Source organism: Amycolatopsis sp. NPDC004079 (genome assembly GCF_040610415.1).
Classification (GTDB): domain Bacteria; phylum Actinomycetota; class Actinomycetes; order Mycobacteriales; family Pseudonocardiaceae; genus Amycolatopsis; species Amycolatopsis halotolerans.
Genome location: NZ_JBEXMH010000073.1, coordinates 1 through 22954, shown reverse-complemented (window position 1 = coordinate 22954; position 22954 = coordinate 1). Strand labels below are relative to the sequence as shown.

Annotated in this window: 22 protein-coding genes; 19 read left to right on the top strand and 3 right to left on the bottom strand. The window is 70.1% G+C overall.

All coding sequences use genetic code 11. The features are described 5' to 3' along the window. Positions 1 to 853: 853 nt before the first annotated feature. Together ABZX37_RS42140 and ABZX37_RS42135 are read left to right on the top strand one after the other, a co-directional pair. On the top strand, positions 854 to 1987 hold the full coding sequence (locus tag ABZX37_RS42140) for an acyltransferase (RefSeq protein WP_354749455.1): 1134 nt from the start codon (positions 854 to 856) through the stop codon (positions 1985 to 1987). A 219-nt stretch (positions 1988 to 2206) separates the two neighbouring features. Then, positions 2207 to 2908 carry a DUF4097 family beta strand repeat-containing protein gene (locus tag ABZX37_RS42135; RefSeq protein WP_354749453.1) on the top strand — a complete coding sequence of 234 codons (702 nt, stop codon included), beginning with the start codon at positions 2207 to 2209 and terminating at the stop codon, positions 2906 to 2908. A gap of 942 nt (positions 2909 to 3850) precedes the next feature. Here ABZX37_RS42135 and ABZX37_RS42130 read toward each other — a convergent pair. The 3 genes from ABZX37_RS42130 to ABZX37_RS42120 form a co-directional block, all read right to left on the bottom strand. After that, positions 3851 to 4279, bottom strand: coding sequence for an Imm1 family immunity protein (locus ABZX37_RS42130; protein ID WP_354749451.1), 429 nt, complete (start codon positions 4277 to 4279; stop codon positions 3851 to 3853). Then, a complete protein-coding gene (locus ABZX37_RS42125; RefSeq protein WP_354749449.1) occupies positions 4270 to 4989 on the bottom strand; it encodes a DddA-like double-stranded DNA deaminase toxin in 720 nt (239 codons plus the stop codon). Before ABZX37_RS42125 ends, ABZX37_RS42130 begins: the two co-directional genes overlap by 10 nt. A 318-nt stretch (positions 4990 to 5307) precedes the next feature. Beyond that, complete coding sequence (locus ABZX37_RS42120) at positions 5308 to 5583, bottom strand: YggT family protein (protein WP_354749448.1); 276 nt, start codon at positions 5581 to 5583, stop codon at positions 5308 to 5310. A 146-nt stretch (positions 5584 to 5729) separates the two neighbouring features. Between ABZX37_RS42120 and ABZX37_RS42115 the strand changes: the two genes are divergently transcribed. The 17 genes from ABZX37_RS42115 (at position 5730) to ABZX37_RS42035 (ending at position 22846) form a co-directional block, all read left to right on the top strand. Next, complete coding sequence (locus ABZX37_RS42115) at positions 5730 to 7430, top strand: IlvD/Edd family dehydratase (RefSeq protein WP_354749447.1); 1701 nt, start codon at positions 5730 to 5732, stop codon at positions 7428 to 7430. Next, positions 7430 to 8263, top strand: a complete 834-nt coding sequence (locus tag ABZX37_RS42110; RefSeq protein WP_354749445.1) for a fumarylacetoacetate hydrolase family protein — start codon at positions 7430 to 7432, stop codon at positions 8261 to 8263. Before ABZX37_RS42115 ends, ABZX37_RS42110 begins: the two co-directional genes overlap by 1 nt. 87 nt (positions 8264 to 8350) lie before the next feature. Further along, positions 8351 to 9655, top strand: coding sequence for an alginate lyase family protein (locus tag ABZX37_RS42105; protein ID WP_354749443.1), 1305 nt, complete (start codon positions 8351 to 8353; stop codon positions 9653 to 9655). A 104-nt stretch (positions 9656 to 9759) separates the two neighbouring features. Next, entirely contained in the window at positions 9760 to 10044 is a 285-nt protein-coding gene (locus tag ABZX37_RS42100; protein WP_354749441.1) for an isoamylase early set domain-containing protein, read from the top strand. 230 nt (positions 10045 to 10274) lie between these two features. Continuing rightward, positions 10275 to 10889, top strand: coding sequence for a helix-turn-helix domain-containing protein (locus ABZX37_RS42095; RefSeq protein ID WP_354749439.1), 615 nt, complete (start codon positions 10275 to 10277; stop codon positions 10887 to 10889). Position 10890: 1 nt separating this feature from the next. After that, on the top strand, positions 10891 to 11553 hold the full coding sequence (locus ABZX37_RS42090) for an enoyl-CoA hydratase/isomerase family protein (RefSeq protein ID WP_354749437.1): 663 nt from the start codon (positions 10891 to 10893) through the stop codon (positions 11551 to 11553). Positions 11554 to 11682: 129 nt separating this feature from the next. Continuing rightward, positions 11683 to 12153: a CrcB family protein gene (locus ABZX37_RS42085; protein WP_354749435.1), complete on the top strand. Its 471-nt coding sequence runs from the start codon at positions 11683 to 11685 to the stop codon at positions 12151 to 12153. Then, positions 12150 to 12518 (top strand): fluoride efflux transporter CrcB, encoded by a 369-nt coding sequence (gene crcB, locus ABZX37_RS42080; protein ID WP_344277316.1) that lies wholly within the window; start codon positions 12150 to 12152, stop codon positions 12516 to 12518. Before ABZX37_RS42085 ends, crcB begins: the two co-directional genes overlap by 4 nt. Before the next feature lie 113 nt (positions 12519 to 12631). Continuing rightward, positions 12632 to 13957, top strand: coding sequence for a cytosine permease (locus ABZX37_RS42075; protein ID WP_354749432.1), 1326 nt, complete (start codon positions 12632 to 12634; stop codon positions 13955 to 13957). Positions 13958 to 13984: 27 nt separating this feature from the next. After that, entirely contained in the window at positions 13985 to 15535 is a 1551-nt protein-coding gene (locus ABZX37_RS42070) for a hydantoinase/oxoprolinase family protein (protein WP_354749430.1), read from the top strand. A gap of 3 nt (positions 15536 to 15538) precedes the next feature. Then, complete coding sequence (locus ABZX37_RS42065) at positions 15539 to 16609, top strand: DUF917 domain-containing protein (RefSeq protein ID WP_354749428.1); 1071 nt, start codon at positions 15539 to 15541, stop codon at positions 16607 to 16609. Then, positions 16606 to 17700, top strand: a complete 1095-nt coding sequence (locus ABZX37_RS42060; protein WP_354749426.1) for a DUF917 domain-containing protein — start codon at positions 16606 to 16608, stop codon at positions 17698 to 17700. Before ABZX37_RS42065 ends, ABZX37_RS42060 begins: the two co-directional genes overlap by 4 nt. After that, entirely contained in the window at positions 17697 to 18416 is a 720-nt protein-coding gene (locus tag ABZX37_RS42055; protein WP_354749424.1) for an SDR family oxidoreductase, read from the top strand. The genes ABZX37_RS42060 and ABZX37_RS42055 overlap by 4 nt, the downstream gene beginning before the upstream one ends. Positions 18417 to 18430: 14 nt before the next feature. After that, positions 18431 to 19501 carry a DUF917 domain-containing protein gene (locus ABZX37_RS42050; RefSeq protein ID WP_354749422.1) on the top strand — a complete coding sequence of 357 codons (1071 nt, stop codon included), beginning with the start codon at positions 18431 to 18433 and terminating at the stop codon, positions 19499 to 19501. Further along, positions 19498 to 20994 carry a helix-turn-helix domain-containing protein gene (locus ABZX37_RS42045; RefSeq protein ID WP_354749420.1) on the top strand — a complete coding sequence of 499 codons (1497 nt, stop codon included), beginning with the start codon at positions 19498 to 19500 and terminating at the stop codon, positions 20992 to 20994. The genes ABZX37_RS42050 and ABZX37_RS42045 overlap by 4 nt, the downstream gene beginning before the upstream one ends. Before the next feature lie 58 nt (positions 20995 to 21052). After that, a complete protein-coding gene (locus ABZX37_RS42040) occupies positions 21053 to 21919 on the top strand; it encodes a helix-turn-helix transcriptional regulator (RefSeq protein WP_354749418.1) in 867 nt (288 codons plus the stop codon). Between the two features lie 75 nt (positions 21920 to 21994). Next, entirely contained in the window at positions 21995 to 22846 is an 852-nt protein-coding gene (locus ABZX37_RS42035) for an oxidoreductase (RefSeq protein ID WP_354749417.1), read from the top strand. The last annotated feature ends 108 nt before the right edge of the window (positions 22847 to 22954 follow it).

Sequence of the window (22954 nt, the reverse complement as noted above, 5' to 3'; positions counted from 1 at the left end):
CCGGGAGCCGGGAGCCGGGAGCCGGGAGCCGGGAGCCGGGAGCCGGGAGCCGGGAGCCGGGAGCCGGGAGCCGGGAGCCGGGAGCCGGGAGCCGGGAGCCGGGCAGGTCTGAAAGGTCGGGGAGGTCGACTCCGACCTGCCGGGAACTTGGGCGAGCGGGCCGGGCAATCCGTCAGTGCGGCTCGACCGGCAGCCGAAAGCCGGATTGCCGCGGTCGAGCCGTTCAGGCCGTGCTCGCCGGGATCCGGGTTCGGCTGTCCGGGCCTGCCGAGGCACCGCTCTGAGCGTCGGCGATCGACCGGGCGCACGTCGCCCGAGCCTGGCCCTCCGGGACCGGCGGTAAGGCGACCTGGCTGGCAACGTCCGCAAACTCGCTCGCCGAATCACGCCCCGTCCACGGCGGCGTCCGGCCCACGGCACCCGCAACTCGCGGCAGAGGTCCCAAAGCACCCAAGCCCGGCAACTCGCCCAATACCTTCTCCCGTCAGCCCGCGCAACGCGACCACTCACAAGACCGATTCAGCCGCGACCCGCCTCACTTTCCGCCGCCTCCCGATCAACACCGCCCACCGCCACCAAGCAAGCATTTGTCCGTCACATCCAACGGGTGAATCCTGCTTGCCCCCAACCCAAAACCTCTCACTCACCGGAACCTCGCACCGCGCAGCGACAGCCCCGCCGCCCCGCGAACCACGAGCCACCCCGCGGTAAAAACCCCTCTGCCACCACGGATTCCTCCGAAACACACTCGCCCGCGGACCACGAACCCGGGCCCCTGTACCGGAAATACCCCGGCCAACACGCCCCAGGGTCCCTCCCCGTCCCGCGAACCCCACCAGTTACGGTGGCGCGCGTGTCCTCGTTCCGTCCGGTGAGCGTGTCTTCGGGGAACCGGCGGATCAGCTGGGACCTCGTGCGCGGTGGGTGCGTCGTGCTGGTGCTGCTGTACCACGCGACGTTCATGAGCGTCGTCGTCCATCCCGAGCTCGGGCCGCGGCGGTTCGTGTTCCCGCATCAGATCGGGGCGAGCCTGCTGCTCGTGATTTCCGCGTACTTTGCCGCCGTCACGATCGGGCGCGGGTCGCTCGGCCGGTACTGGTGGGGCCGGATCGCGCGGTTGCTGCCGCCGTTCCTCGCGGCCGTCGTGGTGATCTACTTCGCGCTGCGGTACCTCTCGCCGCCCGGCTGGTTCAGTCCGCGGTTCGGCGACCTCGCCGGCAACCTCCTGATGCTCTGGAACTGGAAACCCGCCGAGTTCCCCTTCCTCGACGGCTCCCACTGGACGATTCCCCTCCAGCTCATGGCGTTCACCGTCGCCGCGCTGCTCTTCCGGAGCAGTTGGGGCCACGGCCGCAAGTTCCGCGTCGTCATGTGGGCCGCCCTGCTCGTCCCGCTCGCGCAATGGCCGCTGCGCATCGCGGGCCCGCCCGAGTGGTACCGCGTCATCGTCGACGGCTTCGGCTTCCACCGCTGGCACCTCTTCGTCGCGGGCATCGCGGTGTGGCTCTGGACGACGAAACGCGTGTCCACGACGGAATTCGTGCTGCTGGAAGTCCTCTGCGTCGCCGCGCACGCCCTGCACGGCGCGACCGTCACCCCCACCGGAATCCACGTCGAATGGGGCTCGACGATCGGCATCGCGATCGGCATCGCGGTCATCTCGCTCGCCGCGGCGGGCCCGGACTGGAACCGCTTCCTCCCGCCGTTCGCCCAGCGCGCGATCACCTGGTTCGCCGGCGTCTCCTACGGCGTCTTCCTGATCCACCAGGCCATCGGCTACCTCGTGCTGCACTGGCTGTCCGGCCTCGGCCTCGACCCGCTGCTGCAAACCGCCGGGATGATCACCGCCGGCGTCCTCCTGGGCTGGGCCCTCACGCGCCTGGTCGAACGCCCCGCCCACCGCTTCCTCCTGCGCGGCTACGACTCCTGGACCGCCCGCCGCCGCCCCGACGACGAACCTGCCCCGGTCACCGCCGGAAAGCCCTGACGCTCAGCACCCGACCGCGCCGTCCGTCCGGCCTGAACGCCCCGCATTCGACGATGGAACAGCCTGGGGCGCGTTCCGTTGCAAGTGCCGCAACGACCTTCCGGGAATTCGGCGTTCCAGCAGAAATCCCCGGTCTATGTCCGGGTCATCCCTGATGCCCGAAAGCTGATCATGGCCATAACGTGAAAGTCCGGCTTGAACGAGAAGAGGACGAGAAACGTGCGAAGTGGTCGGTTGGTCGCGGCTGGTGTCCTGGCGGCGAGCGTCTCGGCGTGCCAGCTCCCCGTGCAGCAGGACGGAGCTGACGGCGTCTCCGTCGGGGTTTGGCAGAACACCGTGAAGGACACGTCGACGCTCACCGGTTCGGCGGCGGCGATCAAGATCGACAGCCCCGCCGGTTACGTGCGGCTGCGTTCCGGCGGTGCCCGCGACTCGATCACTGTCGAGCGCGAGATCCGTTACCAGGGCGCGAAACCGGAGGGCGTGTGGCATCGCTTGACCAGGACGTCGCTCGAACTCGACGGAACCTGCGGAACCCAGTGCGTAGTCTCCTACACCGTCACCTTGCCCGATCGCGTGGCAGTGACCGGAAAGATGGGAGCTGGCGAATTCGAAGCGGGCAAGATCAGCTCGCTGGACCTGACGATGTCCGCGGGCCGGGTCGCCGTCCAGGACGCCGCCGGGCCAGTCAAGGCCGTGACCTCCGTCGGCGAAGTAGACATCACCCTGAGCGCCGCAGCCGACGCCACCATCAGGACCGACGTGGGCGCCGTTTCCCTCACCGTCCCGGGCAGGGACTACGCGGTATCGGCGAAAACCTCGGTCGGCGAACGGAGCGGCACCCTCCCGGACCGGCCGACCGGCGCCCACCGCATCGAGGTGAATTCCAGCGCCGGGGAAATCCGGCTCGACTCCCGCTGATCCGGTCACCTCGCAACCAGATGACCGGGCGAGACGGTCACCGCGAAGCAGACGATCAACGCCGCGGCACAGCCCGGAACCAGTTCGCGGCGACCGCTGGCGAACGGCCCGGACGGGGAAGACCTGTGCGGCAGTCTCGCCGAGGCGGTCGCTGCGGGCCTGAACGGCAGCGTCGTCGCGGACGCGGCGTGAACGTCTACATCGCGTGGGCGTGCGTGATCGCATACCTCGCGTGCGGGGTGAGCTTTGCCCGCAATCTTGTCCTTTATTGGTGGGATGACGGGGTTTTCGAACGGGGAGCGTCGCGGTGTCGCTCACCAGGTCGTGGACGTGCTGATCAACCAACTGGGGGAGAGCGGGAAACGAAGACGACCGCGGAGGGTCGTCCGTGGCCGCGAAGCAGACTGGGTTGATCCGCCTGGTCCAGTGTTCGTCGGCCACGGCTCCCACTGGGCGAACCGTTCCACATGGACGACTAACTGACGATCCGTCGCGGCTTCGACGGGAATCCTGAGCAGGTGACTTGGTCGAGCGGCAAGATCACGCTAGTCGTGCACCGCGTTGGGAATACACCGCAGAGTTTCACGGGTCGGGGTGCAAAGTCACTGCGCCGCTCCAGGACGGCGCGCCACGCATCGACGTGTACTACCGCATCTCGGGCCGCGTATGAGACAAGGACAGTCATTCATCCGGCGCCAGTGGCCAGCCGTTGTGGACGGCGGGACGGACCTTTGGCGATCCGCCGCCAACAGTTCCTCTCGCGGAGTGACAGCAACCTAAATCCAGGCGGCAAAATCGAGCTATTTCCCGGGCGCAGGGACATTCCGAACCCTGTCCGCATGGAGTTGCTGCTGGAACTGCACTCCGTTCCTGCTGGCCAGCACCCAGACGAAGTACGCCGGTGGGTGGCCGAGAAGATGCCCGCTGTCGAGCGAAAAGACCCTACGGCTCACGCCACGTGATCATGCTGGGCCGTGCGCCGCTGGAAGCCACGTGGTCGTGGACCGCTTGGCGCACGGTTGGCCAGGTGATCTCTGCGTTCTGCGGAATCTCGCGTGGGTGGGATTGGTAGTCGTAGTCGATCATGACCGGCGAGGTTCCGCCGTTGTCGCTGATGACGGTCGGCTTGCCCTTGGTCATATGGATGACGAACCCACACGTCGTGGCGGCTGCGCGCACCCCGAACTGCAAGGTCGACACCCAACCTGTCTCGTCCTCGCGGTCGAGTTGGGCGACCACGCCGACGTTGACGTCCGGCGACTCCGCCTCGGCCACCATCCGGTCCAGCAGTTCGTCCGCCTCAGCCGATGTGCTCAGCGCGACCGGTTCCCGGTGCTCCGGGTCGTAGTACGCGTCGAACGTCACTCCCACCGTTTGCCTCCTTTGTACGTCTTCTTGAATCCGCCGGTTCCGTGGACCGTGAGCGAGCTGCCTTCCGACAGCACCACGCCGATCAGATCATCGCAGCTCGCCCGACCGGTGCACGGCTGGTTGTTGATGACCACGGTGGCGTGCCGGATCCCGGTATCGCGCATCCGGGCCGCGACCTTGAGCTCAACGTCGGCTGAAGCGGTCATCGGCGTGTACGGGCAACCGGCTTCCTTCACGACCTGGTTCACCCGGTCTGTCCATTCGTCCCGGCCGCTGGTGACAGCTTGCGAGCCTCCGTCGTCCGTGAGCAACCGGCCGTGTGTTTTCACCCCGCGACCGCGCGTGACCGGCGGCGGAAGCTCTTGCCGCGCCTTCTCTACCGGGTCTTCCGACTCGGCTTTCTGGTCACTGGGCGGGCTGCCGCTGGCTTCGTCCGGTTCGCCCCCGCCGCGGATATCCTCGATGTACCTGTCCAGGTGCGCGGATACCCGGTCGAGCAGTTGTTCCGTCGCGGCGATGCCGTTCATGGTTTCGGCGAACGGGCCTGCCGCCCGCGCGACCTCGTGCGCGGTCGCGCCCTGTGTCGCCTGCGCGAGGATTTGGCTGGCGTCTTCGGTGGATTGTCTCGCGCTCGTGAGCCGCGATCGGCCTGCCGCGATCATGGCTGCGGCGGCCTTGACACCTTTGATGATCTCTTCGACGCCTGCCACTGTGCGTAGCCACCACCCCTGACCTGCTGGAGGTAGATCCGGGATCGCCGCAGAGCCGTTCTCCCCTGCCTGGCTGTGACCGGACGTCTGGGCGCGGGTGCTGTTGATGTCCGCAGTACCCCTGTCGCTCCACTGTGGACATACCCACGGACCCGGGAGTTCTCACGGTACGCGCCCTGCTCAAAATGCGAGCGTCTTCCTTGGGACACGAGCGAATGGCACACAGCGCGGACGCGCTCTCAGAACGCGACCGCATTGCTCACAACCCGAGCAAACCGCTAACAACCGACCGCACGGCTGACACCCCGACCCCAAACCTCACAACGCGAACGCCACAGACCGCACCACCAACGCCGCCACGAAAACCACCGTGAACGCCAGGTCGATACCGACTCCGCCAGCCCGGATCGGCGGCAGTACCCGGCGCACCGGAGCGATCACCGGTTCGGTCGCGCGGTGGGTGATCCGGCGTGCCTGCCCGAGCCACGCCGGGCCGGTAGCGACCACTCGGGTCCAGTCCAGCACCATCCGCACTATCAGCACCACGATGAACACGGTCAGGACGTACCCGACCAGGGTCCCGATCAGGCTCATCGCACACCTCGCGTTGTCCGGCGACATCTGTCACCCCCTCCAACGCCCGGCGCCCCCGCGAAGTGTCCGGTTCGCGGGAATTCTCAGTCGATTGCCAGAATCCCCCCGATCGGGTATCGAGGAGGGCTCCAGCGAAGGGAGCCGGCGTGCGCAGTGCGGCGTGGTTCGGGGCGTCCGGCCGGGCGGGGATGATCCATCGGTCCTGGATGCGGTCCCAGGGCTTCGGCCCGGAGGTGTTCGACGGCCGGCCGGTGATCGGGATCGCGGTGAGCGCGTCCGAACTCGCGCCGTGCAACGTTCATCTCGACCGCGTGGCCGAGGCGGTCAAGCGCGGGGTCTGGCAAGCGGGCGGCTTTCCGCTCGCGTTCCCCACGATGGCGACCGGCGAGACGCTCATGCGGCCGACCGCGATGCTCTACCGCAATCTGATGGCGATGGAGGTCGAGGAGCTGATCCGCGCCAACCCGCTCGACGGCGTCGTCCTCCTCTCCGGCTGCGACAAGACGACCCCGGCGATGCTGATGGGCGCGGCGAGCGTCGACCTGCCCGCGGTGATGGTCACCGGCGGCCCGATGCTCAACGGCAAGTTCCGCGGCAGTGACGTCGGCTCGGGCACGCACGTCTGGAAGTTCGAGGAAGAGCGCAAAGCCGGCCGGATGACCGAGGAGGAGTGCTTCTTCGCCGAAGGCTGCATGGCCCGCTCGAACGGCCACTGCATGACCATGGGCACCGCCTCGACGATGGCCTGTCTCGCCGAAGCGCTCGGCATGCAGTTGCCCGGTTCGGCGACCTGGCCCGCGGTCGACGCACGTCGCTTCGAGACCGCGCAGGCGGCCGGGCAGCGCATCGTCGCGATGGTGGAGGAGGATCTGCGGCCGGCGGAAATCCTGACCCGCGCGGCGTTCGAGAACGCGATCCGCGTCAACGTGGCGATCGGCGGGTCCACCAACGCGATCGTGCACCTTCTCGCGCTGGCCGGGCGCGTCGGCGTCCCGCTCGAGATGAGCGACTTCGACGAACTGGGCCGTGCGGTCCCCACGCTGGTGAACCTGATGCCGTCCGGGCGATTCCTCATGGAGGATTTCTGTTACGCGGGAGGAATTCCGGTGGTGCTCAGCAGGCTCACCGAAGCCGGGCTCCTCCGCGCCGACGTCCGCATGGTCACCGGCAAACCCCGGGAAACCGCGGAGTGCTGGAACGACGAGGTCATCACCACAGTCGAGGCGCCGTTCCAACCGCCCGGCACCGGAACCGCTGTGCTCACCGGAAATCTCGCCCCGGAAGGCGCGGTCATCAAGCAATCCGCCGCGTCCCCGGAACTGCTCGCGCACACCGGCCCGGCGCTCGTCTTCGACACCGCGGAGGACTACCACCGGATCGCCGATGATCCGCAACTGCCAGTCACCTCCGACACGATCCTCGTGATCCGCGGCGCGGGCCCCAAGGGCTACCCGGGCATGCCGGAGGTGGCGAACGTCCCGGTCCCGAAGAAGCTGCTCGACCAGGGGATCACCGACGTGGTCCGGATCTGCGACGGCCGGATGTCCGGCACCGGCTACGGCACGGTCGTGCTGCACGTGAGCCCGGAATCGGCGGTCGGCGGCCCGCTCGCGCTCGTCCGCACCGGCGACCGGATCACGCTCGACACCCCGGCGCGCCGGCTGACCCTGCACGTGCCCGACGACGAACTCGCTGCCCGCCGCGCGGCGTGGACTTCGCCGGAAAGCCCGTACCGCAGCGGCTACAGCTGGCTCTACCGCGAGCACGTCACCCAGGCCCACCTCGGCGCGGACTTCGATTTCCTGCACGGCACTCGCGGTTCCGCCGTCCCCAGGGACTCGCACTGATGCGCCGCCTCGTGAAGACCGCCGCGGGCTGGCAGGTCACCGACGGCGAATCCACCGGCACGCTCCCGCCCGGCACCACACTCGGCTCCCTGCTCGCCCTGTCCGCCGAAGACTTCGCCGAAGCGCTGGCGATCGGGCTGACGCCAGGCGAACCGGGCGAGCAGCGAGCGCCGGTCGACGACGACACCGAGGTGTGGGCCGCCGGAGTCACCTACGAGGTGTCGCGCGAGGCGCGGATGGAGGAGAGCGGCGACGCCGACGTCTACGCGCGGGTCTACGAGGCGGAGCGACCGGAGCTGTTCTTCAAGAGCGTCGGACATCGTGTGCGCGGCCCCGGCGAACCGATCGGCGTCCGGGAAGATTCCGCTTGGGACGTGCCAGAACCCGAATTGGCGTTGGTGTGCAACGCGAACGGGGAGATCGTCGGCTACACGATCGTCAACGACGTGAGTTCGCGCAGCATCGAAGGCGAGAACCCGCTGTACCTGCCGCAGGCCAAGATGTACCGCGGCTCCTGCGCGGCCGGCCCGTGGATCGTGCCCGCGAAAGACATCCCGGACCCGTACGCGCTCGGCATCACCGTGGCGATCCATCGTGCCGGAGAATTGCGCTGGGCAGGGGAGACGTCCACCGCACGGCTCCATCGCAGGCTCGCGGATCTGGTGTCGTGGCTCTATCGCGGCGACGTTTTCCCGCGCGGCGCCGTCCTGGCCACCGGTACATCAGCCGTCCCCGGCCCGGACGTCACGCTCGAGGAAGACGACGAGGTCACCATCATGATCGAGGGCATCGGCACGCTCCGGAACCCGGTTCGGCGCGGCCGCTCCGCCTGACGTCCCCTTGACGCGGCCCCGCGCGTTCGGCTATTCAATCTCAGTTCACATATCTGTGGAGTATTCATATCCTTGAACGGAGTTGCGGTGCTGCCTCCTTTCCGGTCTTCCCGTCCGCGTCGTCTCGCGGCGGTTCTCGCGACGGTCGCGGGGCTGCTCGCGACCACCGCCGGGGCGGCGACCGCCGCGCCCGCGCCGAGGTCGTGTTCGTTCGTCTGCGTGCCGGACCCGGTGGTGCTCGACGGCCTGCACCTGGCAGGCAACAAAATCGGCCTGATGGCCGGGAATCCGACGCTGCGCACGTCGCTGTCCAATCTGCTGAAGCAGGCCGACGACGCGCTGGCCAAGGGTCCGTGGACGGTCGTCGACAAAGAGCGCGTCCCGCCGAGCGGCGACAAGCACGACTACCTGAGCCTCGCCCCGTACTACTGGCCCAGCCAGCCGAAAACGCCGGAGAACCCCCAGGGCTGCCCGTACGTCGACCGCGACGGCCAGGTCAACCCCGAGATGAAGAACGTGCCGGACAAGGCCGAGCGGCTCGTCGCGTTCAACTCGATCTACCAGCTCTCGCTCGCCTGGTACTACACCGGCAAGGCCGAGTACGCCCAGCGCGCCGCGCTCGACCTGCGCACCTGGTTCCTCGACGCGGCAACGAAAATGAACCCGAACCTGAACTTCGCGCAGGGCATCCCGTGCAAGACCGACGGGCGGGGGATCGGCATCATCGAGTTCTCTTACACCTTCACGCAGGTCCTCGACGCCGCCCGGATCCTGGAGGCGGGCGCGCCCGGCTGGACGAAGGCCGACGGCAAGGCGTTCCGCGGCTGGTCGGCGGACTTCCTGACCTGGTTGCGCACCAGCAAGAACGGTACCGACGAGGCCAAGGCGACCAATAACCACGGCACGTTCTACGACCTGCTCACCGCGGCGACCGCGAGCTACGTCGGGCAGCGCGACCTCGCCCGCCGGATCGTCCGCGACTCCGGCAAAGCCCGGATCGACCACCAGATCGCCGCGGACGGCGGCCAGCCCGAGGAGTCGACCCGCACCCGGACGTACCACTACCACACGTTCAACCTGGTCGCCCTGACTCGCCTCGCGCAGCTGGGCAAGCACCTGGGCGTCGACCTGTGGTCGTACCGGAACCCCAACGGCGGCAGCATTTTCGCCGCCGTCGACCACCTGCTCCCGGCGGCGACCGGCGCCGCGCCGTGGCCGTTGCCGGACATCCATTTCATCCAGTACGCCGCCCTCGACAGCGTGCACGCCGCCGCTGACGCGGGCGACTGGAAGGCCCGGGCCGCGGTCGCCCACATCCCGGCCCCGCCCGGCGGCGACCTGTTCCCGGTTCGCCCGGCGGCCGAGCAGCTGGACGACGTTTCCACCACCTGACCCCGGTTTCACCCGGACGCGGCACCCGTCGCGTCCGGGTTTCCGGCGTCGGTCGTGAAACGATTCAGAAGGACCGATTCGCCGGAACGGGAAAGGGAAACGCCGTGATCAAGACCAGCCGGAGCGCCGGCTCGGAGGCCCGGCGGGTGACGTTCGTCCTGCCGCTCGACACCCCGCCCGGCCCGGTGAGCGTGGTCGGCGACTTCAACGACTGGCAGCCCGGCCGCCACGAACTCCGCAAACGCTCGAACGGCACGCGCTCGGCCGCGGTGGAGGTCCCGCCGGGCGCCCGGCTGCGCTTCCGCTACCTGGCCGACGGCGGCCGCTGGCTGGACGACCCGGACGCCACCGCCCGCGACGGGCGGGATTGCCTGTACGTCGCGGACTGAACCCCGCACCCGCACCCGGTGAGGCGCGGGCGGCGGAAAGGCGGTTCGGCTTCCGTGAGCGCGGCGGGAAATCACGCCCTGCTCGGCGAACGGCCGAGGGTCGTTCGGGACGCGCGCGGGGCTGCTTCCTCTTCACCGGACAAGGTTTCCGGTGGTGAACACTCACGACCCCCGAGTCGCGCATCACCCCACCCTGGTTTTGGAGCACCTGCTCCATTACTATCGCCGACATGCCCCGCCCCCGGATCCACGACCCCGAGCTGATCCTCGACGTCGCCGAGCGGCTCATCGCCGACATCGGCCCCGAGGCGCTCACCGTCCGGCGGCTCGCGCAGGAGGCAGGCGTCCCGAACAGCACGATCTACCACGCCTTCGCCAACCTCCCCGCCCTCGTCGGCCAGACTTGGCTCCGCGCCGCCACTTTCTTCCTCGACGAGCAAGAACGGCTGGTCGACGAAGCCGCCGACCCGGTTGAAGCGGTGGTCGCGGCAGCCGGCACTTCCGCCGTAGTGGCCGACGCGCGTCCGGACGCCGCGCGGATGATGATCGCTGTCCCGTCGAAGCGCGTACTGGGTCCGCAGCTTCCCGACGACGTAGCGGAAGCGTTGCACGCCTTGGACAAACGCCTCGTCCGCCTCCTGGTCCGCCTGGCCCGTCAGCTCTGGAACCGCGGCGACGGACCAGCCGTGGAGGTCATCACCGCCTGCGTCGTGGACCTCCCGACCGCATTGCTTCGCCGCGAACTCGCCACCGGACCCGCCAGTGCGGAAAGTCGTGCGCGGCTAGCAGCGGCGGTCCGCGCCATCCTCGCCCTGGAACCCCCGGAAAAGTCCAGAAAGGACTGAAATGCCCACCCTCGCCACCGCTGGCGCCGTCCACGTGCTCGACTTCGGCGCCGACGAAAACCGTTTCGCCCCAACGTGGCTGGAAGAAGTCCACACTCACCTCGACACCGTCACCGCGGGCAAGGAACCCGCCGCGCTCGTCACCGTCGGCAGCGGCAAGCACTACTCCAACGGCCTCGACCTCGACTGGCTCACCAGCCACCCCGACGACGCCGGCAAATACGTCACGAGCATCCACGAACTCCTCGCCCGCGTGCTCGCGCTGCCGGTCCCGACGATCGCCGCGGTCAACGGGCACGCCTTCGGCGGCGGCGCGATGCTCGCGATGGCCCACGATTTCCGCCTCATGCGCGAGGACCGCGGCTACTTCTGCTTCCCCGAAGCCGACATCAACCTCCCGTTCACCCCGGGCATGGCCGCGCTCGTCCAGGGGAAGCTCACCCCGGCCGCCGCGATCGCGTCGATGACCACCGGGAGCCGCTTCGGCGGTCCGCGAGCGAAAGCGCTCGGCCTGGTCGACGGGACCGCCTCGCTGGAGGACCTGCGGGCGGCGGCGATCGAACGGGTCGCGCCGCTGGCGGGCAAGGACCGAGGCACGCTCGCCGCGATCAAGTCCACTATGTTCGGTCCGGCGCTGACCGCGTTGCGGGAGGCGGGGAACTGATCAGGTAGGCTCGCGTACGCGCGGCGGTGGGGCTCGCCGCTCCGGGAATCTCCCGGACAACCGCGGTCGAGACCGCCAACAGTCCCTACTCGAACGGCGAACCGTGTGTCCGTGGAGTAGGAGAAGACTGTGCCTGAAGAACCTCTCGACCCTGACGTCGATCTCCGGGATCCAGTGCAGGAACGCGAACTCGTCCGGCACCACGCGTCGGTGCTCGGTGTGATCGCGCTCGGCGGCGGGCTCGGCGCACTGGCCCGCTACGGCCTCGCGCAGGCCCTTCCCGCCGGGACCGGCGGCTTCCCGTGGGCGACCTTCTGGACGAACGTCGCCGGCTGTTTCCTCATCGGCGTGCTGATGGTGCTGGTCACCGAGGCGTGGTCGGCGCACCGGCTGGTGCGGCCGTTCCTCGGCGTCGGCATCCTCGGCGGCTTCACCACCTTCTCCACGTACGCGGTCGAAGCGCGCAACCTCCTTCAGCCGGACACTGTGCCGCTCGCCTTCGGCTACCTCGGCGGGACACTCGCCGCCGCGCTGCTCGCCGTCATGCTGGGACACGCGATCACCCGCAAGCTCGTCCCGGCGGAGGTGGCTGTCCGATGACCGTCCTCCTCGTTTTCCTCGGCGCCGCGGTCGGAGCGCCGATGCGGTACCTGACCGACCGGGCCGTCCAGTCCCGGCACCAGAGCCTGTTCCCGTGGGGCACGTTCACCGTCAACCTGGTCGGCTGCGTCCTGCTTGGCGGCCTCGCCGGTGCCGGGACCGCGCTGCCCGCGGCGGTCTACTCGCTGCTCGGCACCGGATTCTGCGGCGCGCTGACGACGTACAGCACCTTCAGCTACGAAACCGTCCGGCTGGTCGAGCGCCAGTCGTACTTCGCCGCGGCGGCGAATGTCGTGGTCAGCATCGCGGCGGGAGTCGGCGCGGCGGCGTTCTCGTACGAGGCTGTCCACGCCTTGGTCGGGTAAGGGTGCGATTCGCACAGGTCGGCTAGTCAGACTGTGCGGATCGCACGGTGACCTCGCCGGAGCCGCTGCTTACGGTGCTGGGAACCGTTCCCCTCCAGGATGAGGAGGTCGCCATGGCCTCGGCTGTCGGTGTCGACGACTACGCGCTGACCAGGGTGCCCGATTCCGCCCGTTATTCGTGGTGGTCGGTCGCTGTGCAGCGGTTCGGCCAGGTCTCCGCGCTGTCGCAGTTCCTGCTCGGCGCCACGATCGGCTTCGGGATGAGCTTCTGGGACGCCGTGCTGGCGTTCACGCTCGGCTCGGTCATCCTCGAACTGATCACGATCCTCGTCGGCGTGATCGGCGTCCGCGAGGGCCTGACCACCTCGATGATCGCGCGCTGGACCGGCTTCGGCCGCGGCGGCTCCGCGCTCATCGGGCTGGCCATCGGGATCAGCCTGATCGGCTGGTTCGGCATCCAGTCCGCGGTGTCCGCGCAAGGCCTCGCCGCGCTGGTCGGCGGCCTGCCGGAATGGGGCTGGGCACTGGTGTTCGGCCTGGTGGTGACCGCGATCGTGGTCCGCGGCTTCCACTCGATGGCGTGGACGGCGTACCTGATGGTGCCCGCGTTCCTGATCCTGGTCGGCTGGTCGGTGGTCTCCGAACTGACCCGGCACGACCTCGGCGCGCTCGTCGCGTCCGCTCCGCCCGGCCCGCACCTGAGCCTGCTGCAGGGCACGACGCTGGTCGCGGGCGGGTTCATCGTCGGCGCGGTGATCACGCCGGACATGACCCGGTTCAACCGCACCACCGGCGACGTCGTCAAGCAGACGCTCGTCGGCGTCACGCTCGGCGAGTACGTGATCGGCCTGGCCGGCGTGCTGCTCGCGCACGCGGTCGGCACGGCGCAGATCACCACGATCGTCACGTCGTCGGTCGGCTGGGTCGGGCTGCTGATCGTCATCGCGGGCACGATGAAGATCAACGACTGGAACCTGTACTCGTCCGGGCTCGGCGTCGTGAACTTCATCGGCACCGTCTCCGGGAAACGGGCGCACCGCGGCCTGGTCACCGCCGTGCTCGGTGTGGTGGGCAGCGTGCTCGCCGCGGCCGGGATCCTCTCGAAGTTCACCGATTTCCTGACCGTGCTCGGGGTCGCGTTCCCGCCGATCGCCGGGATCATGGTCGCGGAGTACTTCGTGGTGAAGCAGTGGCGCGGCGTCCTGGAGGAGGCGCGGGCCCGCGGCGCGGTGCCCACCGACGCCCCGCTGTGGGTGCCCGCGACGATCGTCGTCTGGATCGCCGCCGCGTTGTTCGGCGAGTTCGTGGACTGGGGCCTGCCCAGCATCAACTCGCTCGTCGTCGCTTTCGTTCTTTACGTGGCCGCCGGGAAGCTCGGCCTGGTCCGAGGGGTCGGCAAGACCCGCACCGCGGACGCCGAACCGGCTCCGGCCGCCTGATTCCCCGACCTGGAAGGAGATTTCTTCGTGCGCATCGGCATCGACGTCGGCGGCACCAACACCGACGCGGTCCTCCTGGACGGCCGCGAGGTGCTCGCCTCGATCAAGACCAGCACCACCGAGGACGTCACCTCGGGCATCGTCGCCGCGATCGACGGGCTGCAGCGGCAGCGCGCGTTCGACCCGGCCGCGGTGCGGGCGGTCATGATCGGCACCACGCACTTCATCAACGCGCTCGTCGAGGCGCACCGGCTGGCCCCGACCGCGGCGGTGCGGCTCAGCCTGCCCGCCGGCGCGTCGCTGCCGCCGATGGTGGACTGGCCCCAGCGGCTGGTCGACGCGGTGTCCGGGCGCAGCTACCTGGTGCACGGCGGCCACGAGTTCGACGGGCGCCACATCGCCGAACTGGACGAGAGCGAACTGCGCAAGGCCGCCGACGACATGGGCTCGGCCGGGGTTCGCAGCGTCGCGATCACGTCGGTGTTCTCGCCGGTGAACGCGGAGTTCGAGGCGCGGGCGGCGGAGATCATCGCTTCGCAGCTGCCGGACGTCGCGATCTCGCTGTCCCACGAAATCGGCCGGATCGGCTTGCTGGAGCGGGAAAACGCGACCGTCATCAACGCCGCGCTGCGCGAGCTGGCGGCGCACATCGTGGACGGTCTGGCCGCGTCGGTCACCGGCGCGGGCATCACCGCGCCGCTGTACCTGAGCCAGAACGACGGCACGCTGATGGACGTCGATTTCGCCCGCCGCTACCCGGTGGCGACCTTCGCGTCCGGCCCGACGAACTCGATGCGCGGCGCGGCGGTGCTGTCCGGTTTGGACACGTGCGCGGTGGTCGACGTCGGCGGCACCACGAGCGATGTCGGCGTGCTGCGCCAGGGATTCCCGCGCGAGGCGACCACGGACGTGAGCGTGGCCGGGATCCGCACGAACTTCCGGATGCCGGACGTCCTTTCGATCGGCATCGGCGGCGGCAGCCGGGTGCGCGGCGACGCGTCCGGCGTGACCGTCGGACCGGATTCCGTCGGCTACGAGCTGACCTCCAAAGCGCTCGTATTCGGCGGAGACACCTTGACCGCCACGGACATCGCGGTCGCCGCCGGGCGCGCCGAGATCGGCGACCCGTCGCTGGTCGCGCACCTCGACCGGGACTTCGTGCAGGCGGCGCTGGACCGGATCGCGGCGGACGTTTCCGACGTCGTGGACCGGATGCGCACGTCGTCCGAGCCGCTCCCGGTGGTCGCCGTCGGCGGCGGTTCGGTGCTGCTGCCGGACGAGCTGGCCGGTTCCGGCGAGGTGCGCCGGCCGGACCACTACGCGGTGGCCAACGCGATCGGCGCGGCGATCGCGCAGATCGGCGGCGAGGTCGACCGGGTGTACGTGATCGAACCCGGCCGTCGCGAGGCTGTGGTGGACGAGGCGAAGCAGGAAGCGGTCGACCGCGCGGTGGCGGCCGGGGCGAGCCCGGCGTCCGTCGGCATCGTCGACTTCGACGAGGTGCCGATCCCGTACCTGCCCGGCAACGCCACCCGGATCCGGGTCAAGGCGGTCGGCGACTTGCAGCTGGGGGAGTGAACGATGGCTGAGATCACCGAGAAGGACTTGGACGACATCGCGCGCGGCGCGGCGATCCTCGGCACCGGCGGCGGGGGAGACCCGTACATCGGCCGGCTGCTGGCGCGTTCCGCGGTCCGGGAGCACGGTTCGGTGCCGCTGGCGGCACTGTCCGAATTGGCCGACGACGCGGTGGTGCTGCCGGTCGCGATGATGGGCGCGCCGACCGTGATGGTGGAGAAACTGCCGTCCGCCGAACAGGTCGGGCTCGCTGCCCGGACGCTGGCCACCTACCTGGGCAAGGAACTCACGCACATCGCCTGCGCCGAAGCTGGCGGCGTGAACTCGCTGATCCCCGTCGTCGCGGCGGCGCAGCTGGGCCTGCCGCTGGTGGACGCGGACGGCATGGGCCGGGCGTTCCCGGAACTGCAGATGGTTTTGCCGACCCTGTACGGAATCCGCGCGACCCCGATGTCCATCGCGGACGAGAAGGGCAACCGCGGCGTACTGGACACTGTGGACAATCACTGGGCGGAGCGGCTGGCCCGGTCGGCGACCATCGACATGGGCTGCTCGGCGATGATCAGCAACTACGCGATGTCCGGCGCGCAGGCCCGGGAGTCGATGGTGCCCGGCACGCTGACCCTGTGCGCGGAACTCGGCGCGCTCGTGCGGCAGGCGCGCGAGGCGCACGAGAACCCGGTGGATCGCGTCGCGGCGCGGCTGCGCGGGCGGACACTGTTCAGCGGCAAGGTCGTCGACGTCGCCCGCCGGACTGTCACCGGGTTCGCTCGCGGCGAGGCCCGGTTGTCCGGAATGGACGGTGACACCGGGACGGAAATGCTGCTGCGTTTCCAGAACGAGCACCTGGTGGCCGAGGTCGACGGCGAGGTGCGCGCTTCGGTGCCGGACCTCATCTGCACGCTCGACCGCGAGTCCGGCGAGGCCGTCACCACCGAAGGCCTGCGCTACGGCCAGCGGGTCACGGTGATCGCGGCTCCGGCGGACCCGCGCTGGCACACTCCGGAAGGCATCGCACTGGCCGGTCCGCGGTACTTCGGCTATGACCTGGACCCGATCGGGGTCGCGGGATGAGTTGGACGTTGACCGAAGACCACCTCGAAGACCTCGCCCGCGGTGCGGCCGTCCTCGGCACCGGTGGCGGCGGCGACCCGTACGTCGGACGGCTGCTGGTGCGTGAGGCGATCCGCGAGCACGGGCCCGTCACCGTGCTCGACCCGGAGGACCTGGACGACGACGCGCTCGTCATCCCGACCGCGCAGATGGGCGCGCCGACCGTCGTGCACGAGAAACTCCCGAACGGCGCCGAGCCCGAACTTGCCTTGCGGGCGCTGGAAAACCGCCTCGGTGCGAAGGCCGACGCGACGATGCCGATCGAATGCGGCGGGATCAACTCGATGATCCCGCTGGTCGTCGGCGCGCGGCTCGGGCTGCCGGTGGTCGACGCCGACGGCATGGGCCGGGCGTTCCCGGAACTGCAGATGGAGACGTTCGGCGTGTACGGCGTCTCCGGTTCGCCGATGGGGATCGCCGGAGAACGCGGCGAAACGACGGTGATTGACACCGGTGCCGACAACCGCCGGATGGAATGGCTCGCGCGCGGGATCACCATCCGGCTAGGCGGTGTCGCGCATATCGCGGAGTACTCGATGAGCGGCGCGGACGTGAAACGCACGGCGGTGCCGCGGACGCTGTCGCTCGCGCTGAGCGTCGGCCGGGCGATTCGCCTTGCGCGAGAGGAGAATGCTGATCCGATGGCCGCATTGGCGACCGCGCTCAGTGACACGTTGTACTCGCATCTGCGCGTGCTATTCCGCGGCAAAGTGTCCGATGTGGAACGTCGCACCGAAGAAGGATTCGCCCGCGGCCGCGCCGCCGTCGTGTCCTTCGAGGGCGACCGCAAGCTGGAAATCCTTTTCCAGAACGAAAACCTGGTGGCGCTCGTCGACGGCGACGTCCGCTGCCTCGTGCCTGACCTGATCTGCGTGCTGGAGGCGGAATCCGCCGAGCCGATCACCACCGAAACGCTGCGCTACGGCCAGCGCGTCACCGTGGTCGGGATCTCGACACCGCCGCTCATGCGCACCCCGGAAGCGTTGGCCACGTTCGGCCCGGCGGCGTTCGGGCTGCCGCACGATTTCGTACCCGTGGAGGTGGCTTCGTGACTTCGCTCGACGGCCGGGCGGTCGTAGTGCTCGGCGGCGGTTCCGGGATCGGGCTGGAGGTCGCCCGGCGCGCGACGGCGGCCGGCGCGCTCGTCCACCTCGGCGGCCGGACCGGCGACACACTGCGGGCCGCCGCGGCGGAACTGGGCCCGACCGCGACCTGGCAGGCCGTGGACACCACCGACCAGGCGTCGCTGGCCGAGTTCTTCGGCGCGCTGGACCGGGTCGACCACCTGTTCACGCCCGCCGCGTCCTACACCGTCGGCCCGATGCGCGACCTCAGCGACGCGGAGGCGGAAAGCCCGTTCGTCACCAAGTTCTGGGGCCAGTACCACGCGGTGAAACACGCCGCGCCGAAGCTGTCGCCGGACGCTTCGGTGGTGCTGATGTCCGGCGTCGCGAGCGTGCGTCCGCCCGCCGCAGCTCCGGCGTACGTGGCGTGCAACGCGGCGATCGAGGGGCTCGGCCGCGGGCTCGCGGTGGAGCTGGCACCGGTACGGGTGAATGTCGTGTCGCCGGGCACGATCGACGGGAACCTGTGGGCCGGGCGTCCGGCCGCCGCGCGGGAATCGAGTTTCGCGCAGTACCGCGCGGACACCCTGCTGCACCGCGTGGGCCGGGAGTCCGAAGTGGCCGATGCCGTGCTGTACCTGTTCACCAGCACTTACACCACCGGTTCGACGCTGTATCCGGACGGCGGGTACAGCCTCCGCTGATACGCTGACCAGCCATGCGCATCACCGCCGCGGACGTGCCGGCACTCGAACGCGGCGTCGCGCTGCTCGGGTCCGGCGGGGGCGGGGACACCGTCACTGCGGCGGTGCTGCTGCGGCGGCTGACCGAATCCGGCCGCGAACCCGTCGTGCACTCCGCCGCGGATCTGCCGCCGGACACCCTGGTGGTGCCGACGGGGATCGTCGGCGCGACCGCCGCGTTCGCCGAGAAGCTGCCCAGCGGCGACGAATTCGCCTCGGCGATCGCCGCGATCGAACGCTGGACCGGGCAGCGCGCGCAGGCGTTGATGTCCATCGAGATCGGCGGCCTGAACGGTCTGCTGCCGCTGGTGGTCGCCCAGGAACTGGGTCTGGCCTATGTGGACGCGGACCTGTCCGGACGCGGGCTGCCGAGACTCGACCAGCTCTCGGTCGCCGCGACCGGCCGCGGCGTCGCTCCGGCGGCGATGGCCGAACCCGGCGGCCGGGTGGTGGTGCTCGCCGCCGCCGCGGCCTCGGTGGTCGAGAGCGGGATCCGCGCGTTCTTGGCCAGTTCCGGCGGCTGGGCGGCGATCGCGCTCGCGCCGATCCCGGCCGGTGAACTCGCCGACCACGCTGTCCTCCACACGACGAGCGAGGCGCTCGCCCTCGGCGCCCGCGTGCTCGCCGCCGGGGAAAGCCCGGACCTCGCCGCGCTGGAAACCGCCCTCGACGGCCAGGTCCTCGCCCGCGGCCGGGTGCTGGAAGTGTCGCGGCACATCGGCCCCGGGCAGCACGGGCACCCGGGTTTCGGCCGGGGCTCGGCGACGCTGACCGACCACCGCGACGGTGCGTTGCTGCGGCTCGAAATGGAGAACGAATACCTGCTGGCGCTGCGAGACGGGCTGCCGGTGGCGTCCACTCCGGACGTGCTCTCGGTGCTCGACCGCCGCACCGGCGTCCCGCTGCAATGCGACACGATCCGCGCCGGCGTGGAAGTGGACGTCGTCTGTCTCGCCGCGTCGCCGTTCTGGACCGACCCGCGCCGCCGCCCGTTGCTGGAACCGCGCGCGTACGGAATCGACTGCGATCCGGTGGTAACACAGTGATCCTCCGCCAGCTGCTCGCTCTGCCCTCGTGGTCCGGTCCAGTCCGGGTGTGCTCCGGCGAGTCCGGTTTAGACCGTCCATTGCAGACAGTCAAAGCCGCCCTGGACGCGTCCGGCACCCCTGCTTCCGGCGAACTGGTAGTGGTAGTCCGCCCGCTCGGTTCCGACTGGCAGATCGACGCTCTCCTGCGCCGTTGCGCGGACGCCCGCGCCGCCGGAGTCCTGCTCCCCGGAGCCGAACCTCTTGCCGCGTCACGGCTTCTGGCCGAACGGCTGTCGGTGCCGCTGCTGGTCACGTCCGCCGACCCGCTCGATCTGCTCGTGGACGCCCGCCTCGCGCTGGCCGCCCCCGACATCGACCGCGCGGGCGCCGTGCTCGCCGCCCACCGGGCGCTGGGGGAGCGGTTGCGTCCGCCGGAAGAAATCGTGACGGTCCTGCGGCGGCTGCTGGAGGCTCCCGTCGCCGTCCTGGACGACCGCGGCGAGGTGCTCGCCGGTGAACTCGCCGAGGCCGCCCGCGTCCGAGTGCACGAGCCAGTCCCGCAACGCATTTCTCTCCCGGACGGCGTCCTGCTCGCACATCCCGCCGTGCTGCCGCAGCCGTCGGTGTGGCTGGCCGCCGAACTGCCCGGCGCCAAGTCTCCGCGCGCGGACGTCGTCGCCGCGACCCTGGCCGTCGCGGCCGGTGCCGTGCAACGCTGGCTGCTGGCCCACCGCCTGGAGCTGGAACGCGACGCCCGTTCCCGGTCCGCCCTGCTGGGCGATGTGCTGCGCCAAGACACCGAACCCGGCGCCGACCTGCGCCGCCGCGCTGCCGACGCGGGTTGGCGACTCGGCGGCTGGCACGTCGGCCTGCGGATCGGCGTGCCCGCGGACGTCGACACCGTCTCCCGCACGCAGGAAGTCGTGCGCGCTCTCCGGGCCGAATCGATCGACGCGGTCACCGTCGAACACGGCGAAGGCTGGACCGGGTGGGTCACCTTCGAACAGGAACCGACGGCGGAACGCGTGCGTGCGTTGTCCGCGCGGCTGCGCGCCGTGCACCGTAGCCTGCGCCGCACGCTCGACGCGCACCTGGGCGTCGGCCGCCCGCACGCGGACGGTCTCACCGCGACAGTCGCCGAAGCCACCGACGCCGCCCGCCTCGCCGCCGCGCGTCCGGAGACCGGGCACTTCCTGCACGTCGATCAGCTCGGGATGGCTCAGCTGCTGCTGGAGTGGACGCGGACGGACACCTTCGAGCCTGCCGCGCGCGCGTTGCTCGCTCCGCTGGTCTCGGCGCCTGGGGATTTGATCCGTACCCTCGCGGCTTACCTCGATGCCGAGTCTTCGCTGGCGGAAACCGCGACGGTGCTGGGGATCCACCGGAATACGGTCTCCGCGCGGATCGGCCGGATCGAGCAGTTGCTGCACGTCGACCTGTCGCGTCCGGACGAGCGGCTGGCCCTGCACCTGGCCGCCCGCGCGGTGATCCTCGCGAGGCCCGCTGAGTAGTACTGGCAGGACCAGCTACGCCCTTGGTGATCAACCGCCCGGAAGGCAGACTCGAAGCATGGGCAAGAACGACTTGGGCGATTTCCTCCGGGCCCGCCGCGCCGGGCTGACGCCGGACGAGATCGGGCTTCCGGCCGGGTTCGGGGCCGGGCGGCGGGTCGCCGGGCTGCGGCGCGGCGAGGTCGCGCAGCTGGCCGGGGTGAGCACCGAGTACTACACCCGGCTGGAACAAGGCCGTGCCCGGCAGCCGTCCGAGCAGGTGCTGCACGCCCTCTGCGACGCGCTGCGGTTCGACGACATCGAGCGGCGGCATCTGTTCGCACTCGCGGGCGCCACGGCCGAGCGTACGGACCGGGCCGAGCATTCGTCCCGGTTGCGTCCGGCGCTGAGGCAGGTGCTGGACTCGATGGAGCTCGCTTCGGCGTTCGTCAGCGACCGGAACCTCACGGTCGTCGGCGGGAACGCGTTGTGGGCCTTGCTGTTTCCCGACGTGGCCGAGCTGCCGCGCCGGGAACGCAGCATGGCGCGCTGGACGCTGCTGGATCCGCGGGCCCGGCTGGTCTGGCGGGACTGGGAACGCGTCGCCCGCGACTACGTGCACGGGTTGCGGCTGGCCGCCGCGGCTCAGCCGCGGAATCAGCACATCGCCAACCTCATCGGCGAGCTCATGATGCGGTCGCCGGAGTTCCCGGCGTGGTGGTCGGAACACCGCGTCCAGGAACGCAGCACCGGCCTCAAACGCCTGCGCCACCCGGTCGCCGGCGATCTGGAACTGCAGTACGAGATCTTCACCGCGGTCGCGGATCCAGGCCAGTCGATGGTCGTCTACAGCGCGCCTGCCGGTTCGCCGTCCCAGGAACGCTTGCGGCTGCTGGCCAGCTGGGGCCGCGAACCCGCGCCTGCCCGAGACATCGCCGAGTCCTGACCTTCGCCCCTATCACCAGGCCCCGCCGCACTTGCGGGGTCTATGCAGTCATGCCCCACGAAAGGACACTTCGCAGTGAGCAAGACAATCCTGATCACCGGCGTCAGCACCGGCCTCGGACGCGCCGTCGCCCAGCGAGCCCTCGCGGCCGGGCACCGCGTCGCGGGCACCGTGCGCACCGAACAGCACGCGGCCGATTTCCGGGCGCTGGAACCGGAACGCGCCCGGGCTTTCGTCCTCGACCTCACCGACGCGGACCGGATCGAGCCGACCGTGCGGGAGGTCGAAGCGGAGCTGGGCCCGATCGACGTCCTCGTGGCCAACGCCGGATACGGGCTCGAAGGCACCTTCGAGGAGTCGTCGATGGAGGATCTCCGCCGCCAGTTCGAGGTCAACGTCTTCGGTACGGTCGCGACCATCAAGGCGGTCCTGCCCGGCATGCGCGAACGGCGCGACGGCCAGATCTTCGTCATCACCTCGATGGGCGGGCACACCACCTTCCCCGGCCTCGCGTTCTACGAGGGCAGCAAGCACGCCCTGGAAGGCATCACCGACACCCTCGCCCAAGAGGTCACGCAGTTCGGCGTGCGGGTCACCGCCGTGGCGCCCGGCGCGTTCAAGACCGACTGGGCGGGCCGGTCGCTGGTCCGCGCCCCGCGCAGCATCGCCGACTATGACGCCCTGTTCGACCCGATCCGGACCCGCCGCCAGGCGCTCGCCGGACAGGGCATCGGCGACCCCGACCGTGCGGGCGACGCCATCCTCAGCCTCCTGGACGAGGAGAACCCGCCCGTGCACCTCCTGCTCGGCTCGGACGCGCTGCGCCTGGTCACCGCCGGACGCCGACGCGTCCAGGACGACTTCGACGCCTGGCAGGACCTCACGCTGTCCACCGACTCCGTCGAAGGCGGCGTAACCGTCGCCTGACCCCGGGCGCGCCGTCCGTGAGGGGAACCCTGAGGGCACTGGCCCGTCGCCTCGCCTTGGACCGTCGTGCCCGCCAGGAACCACTTCGACGTCTTCCTCGACCTGGCC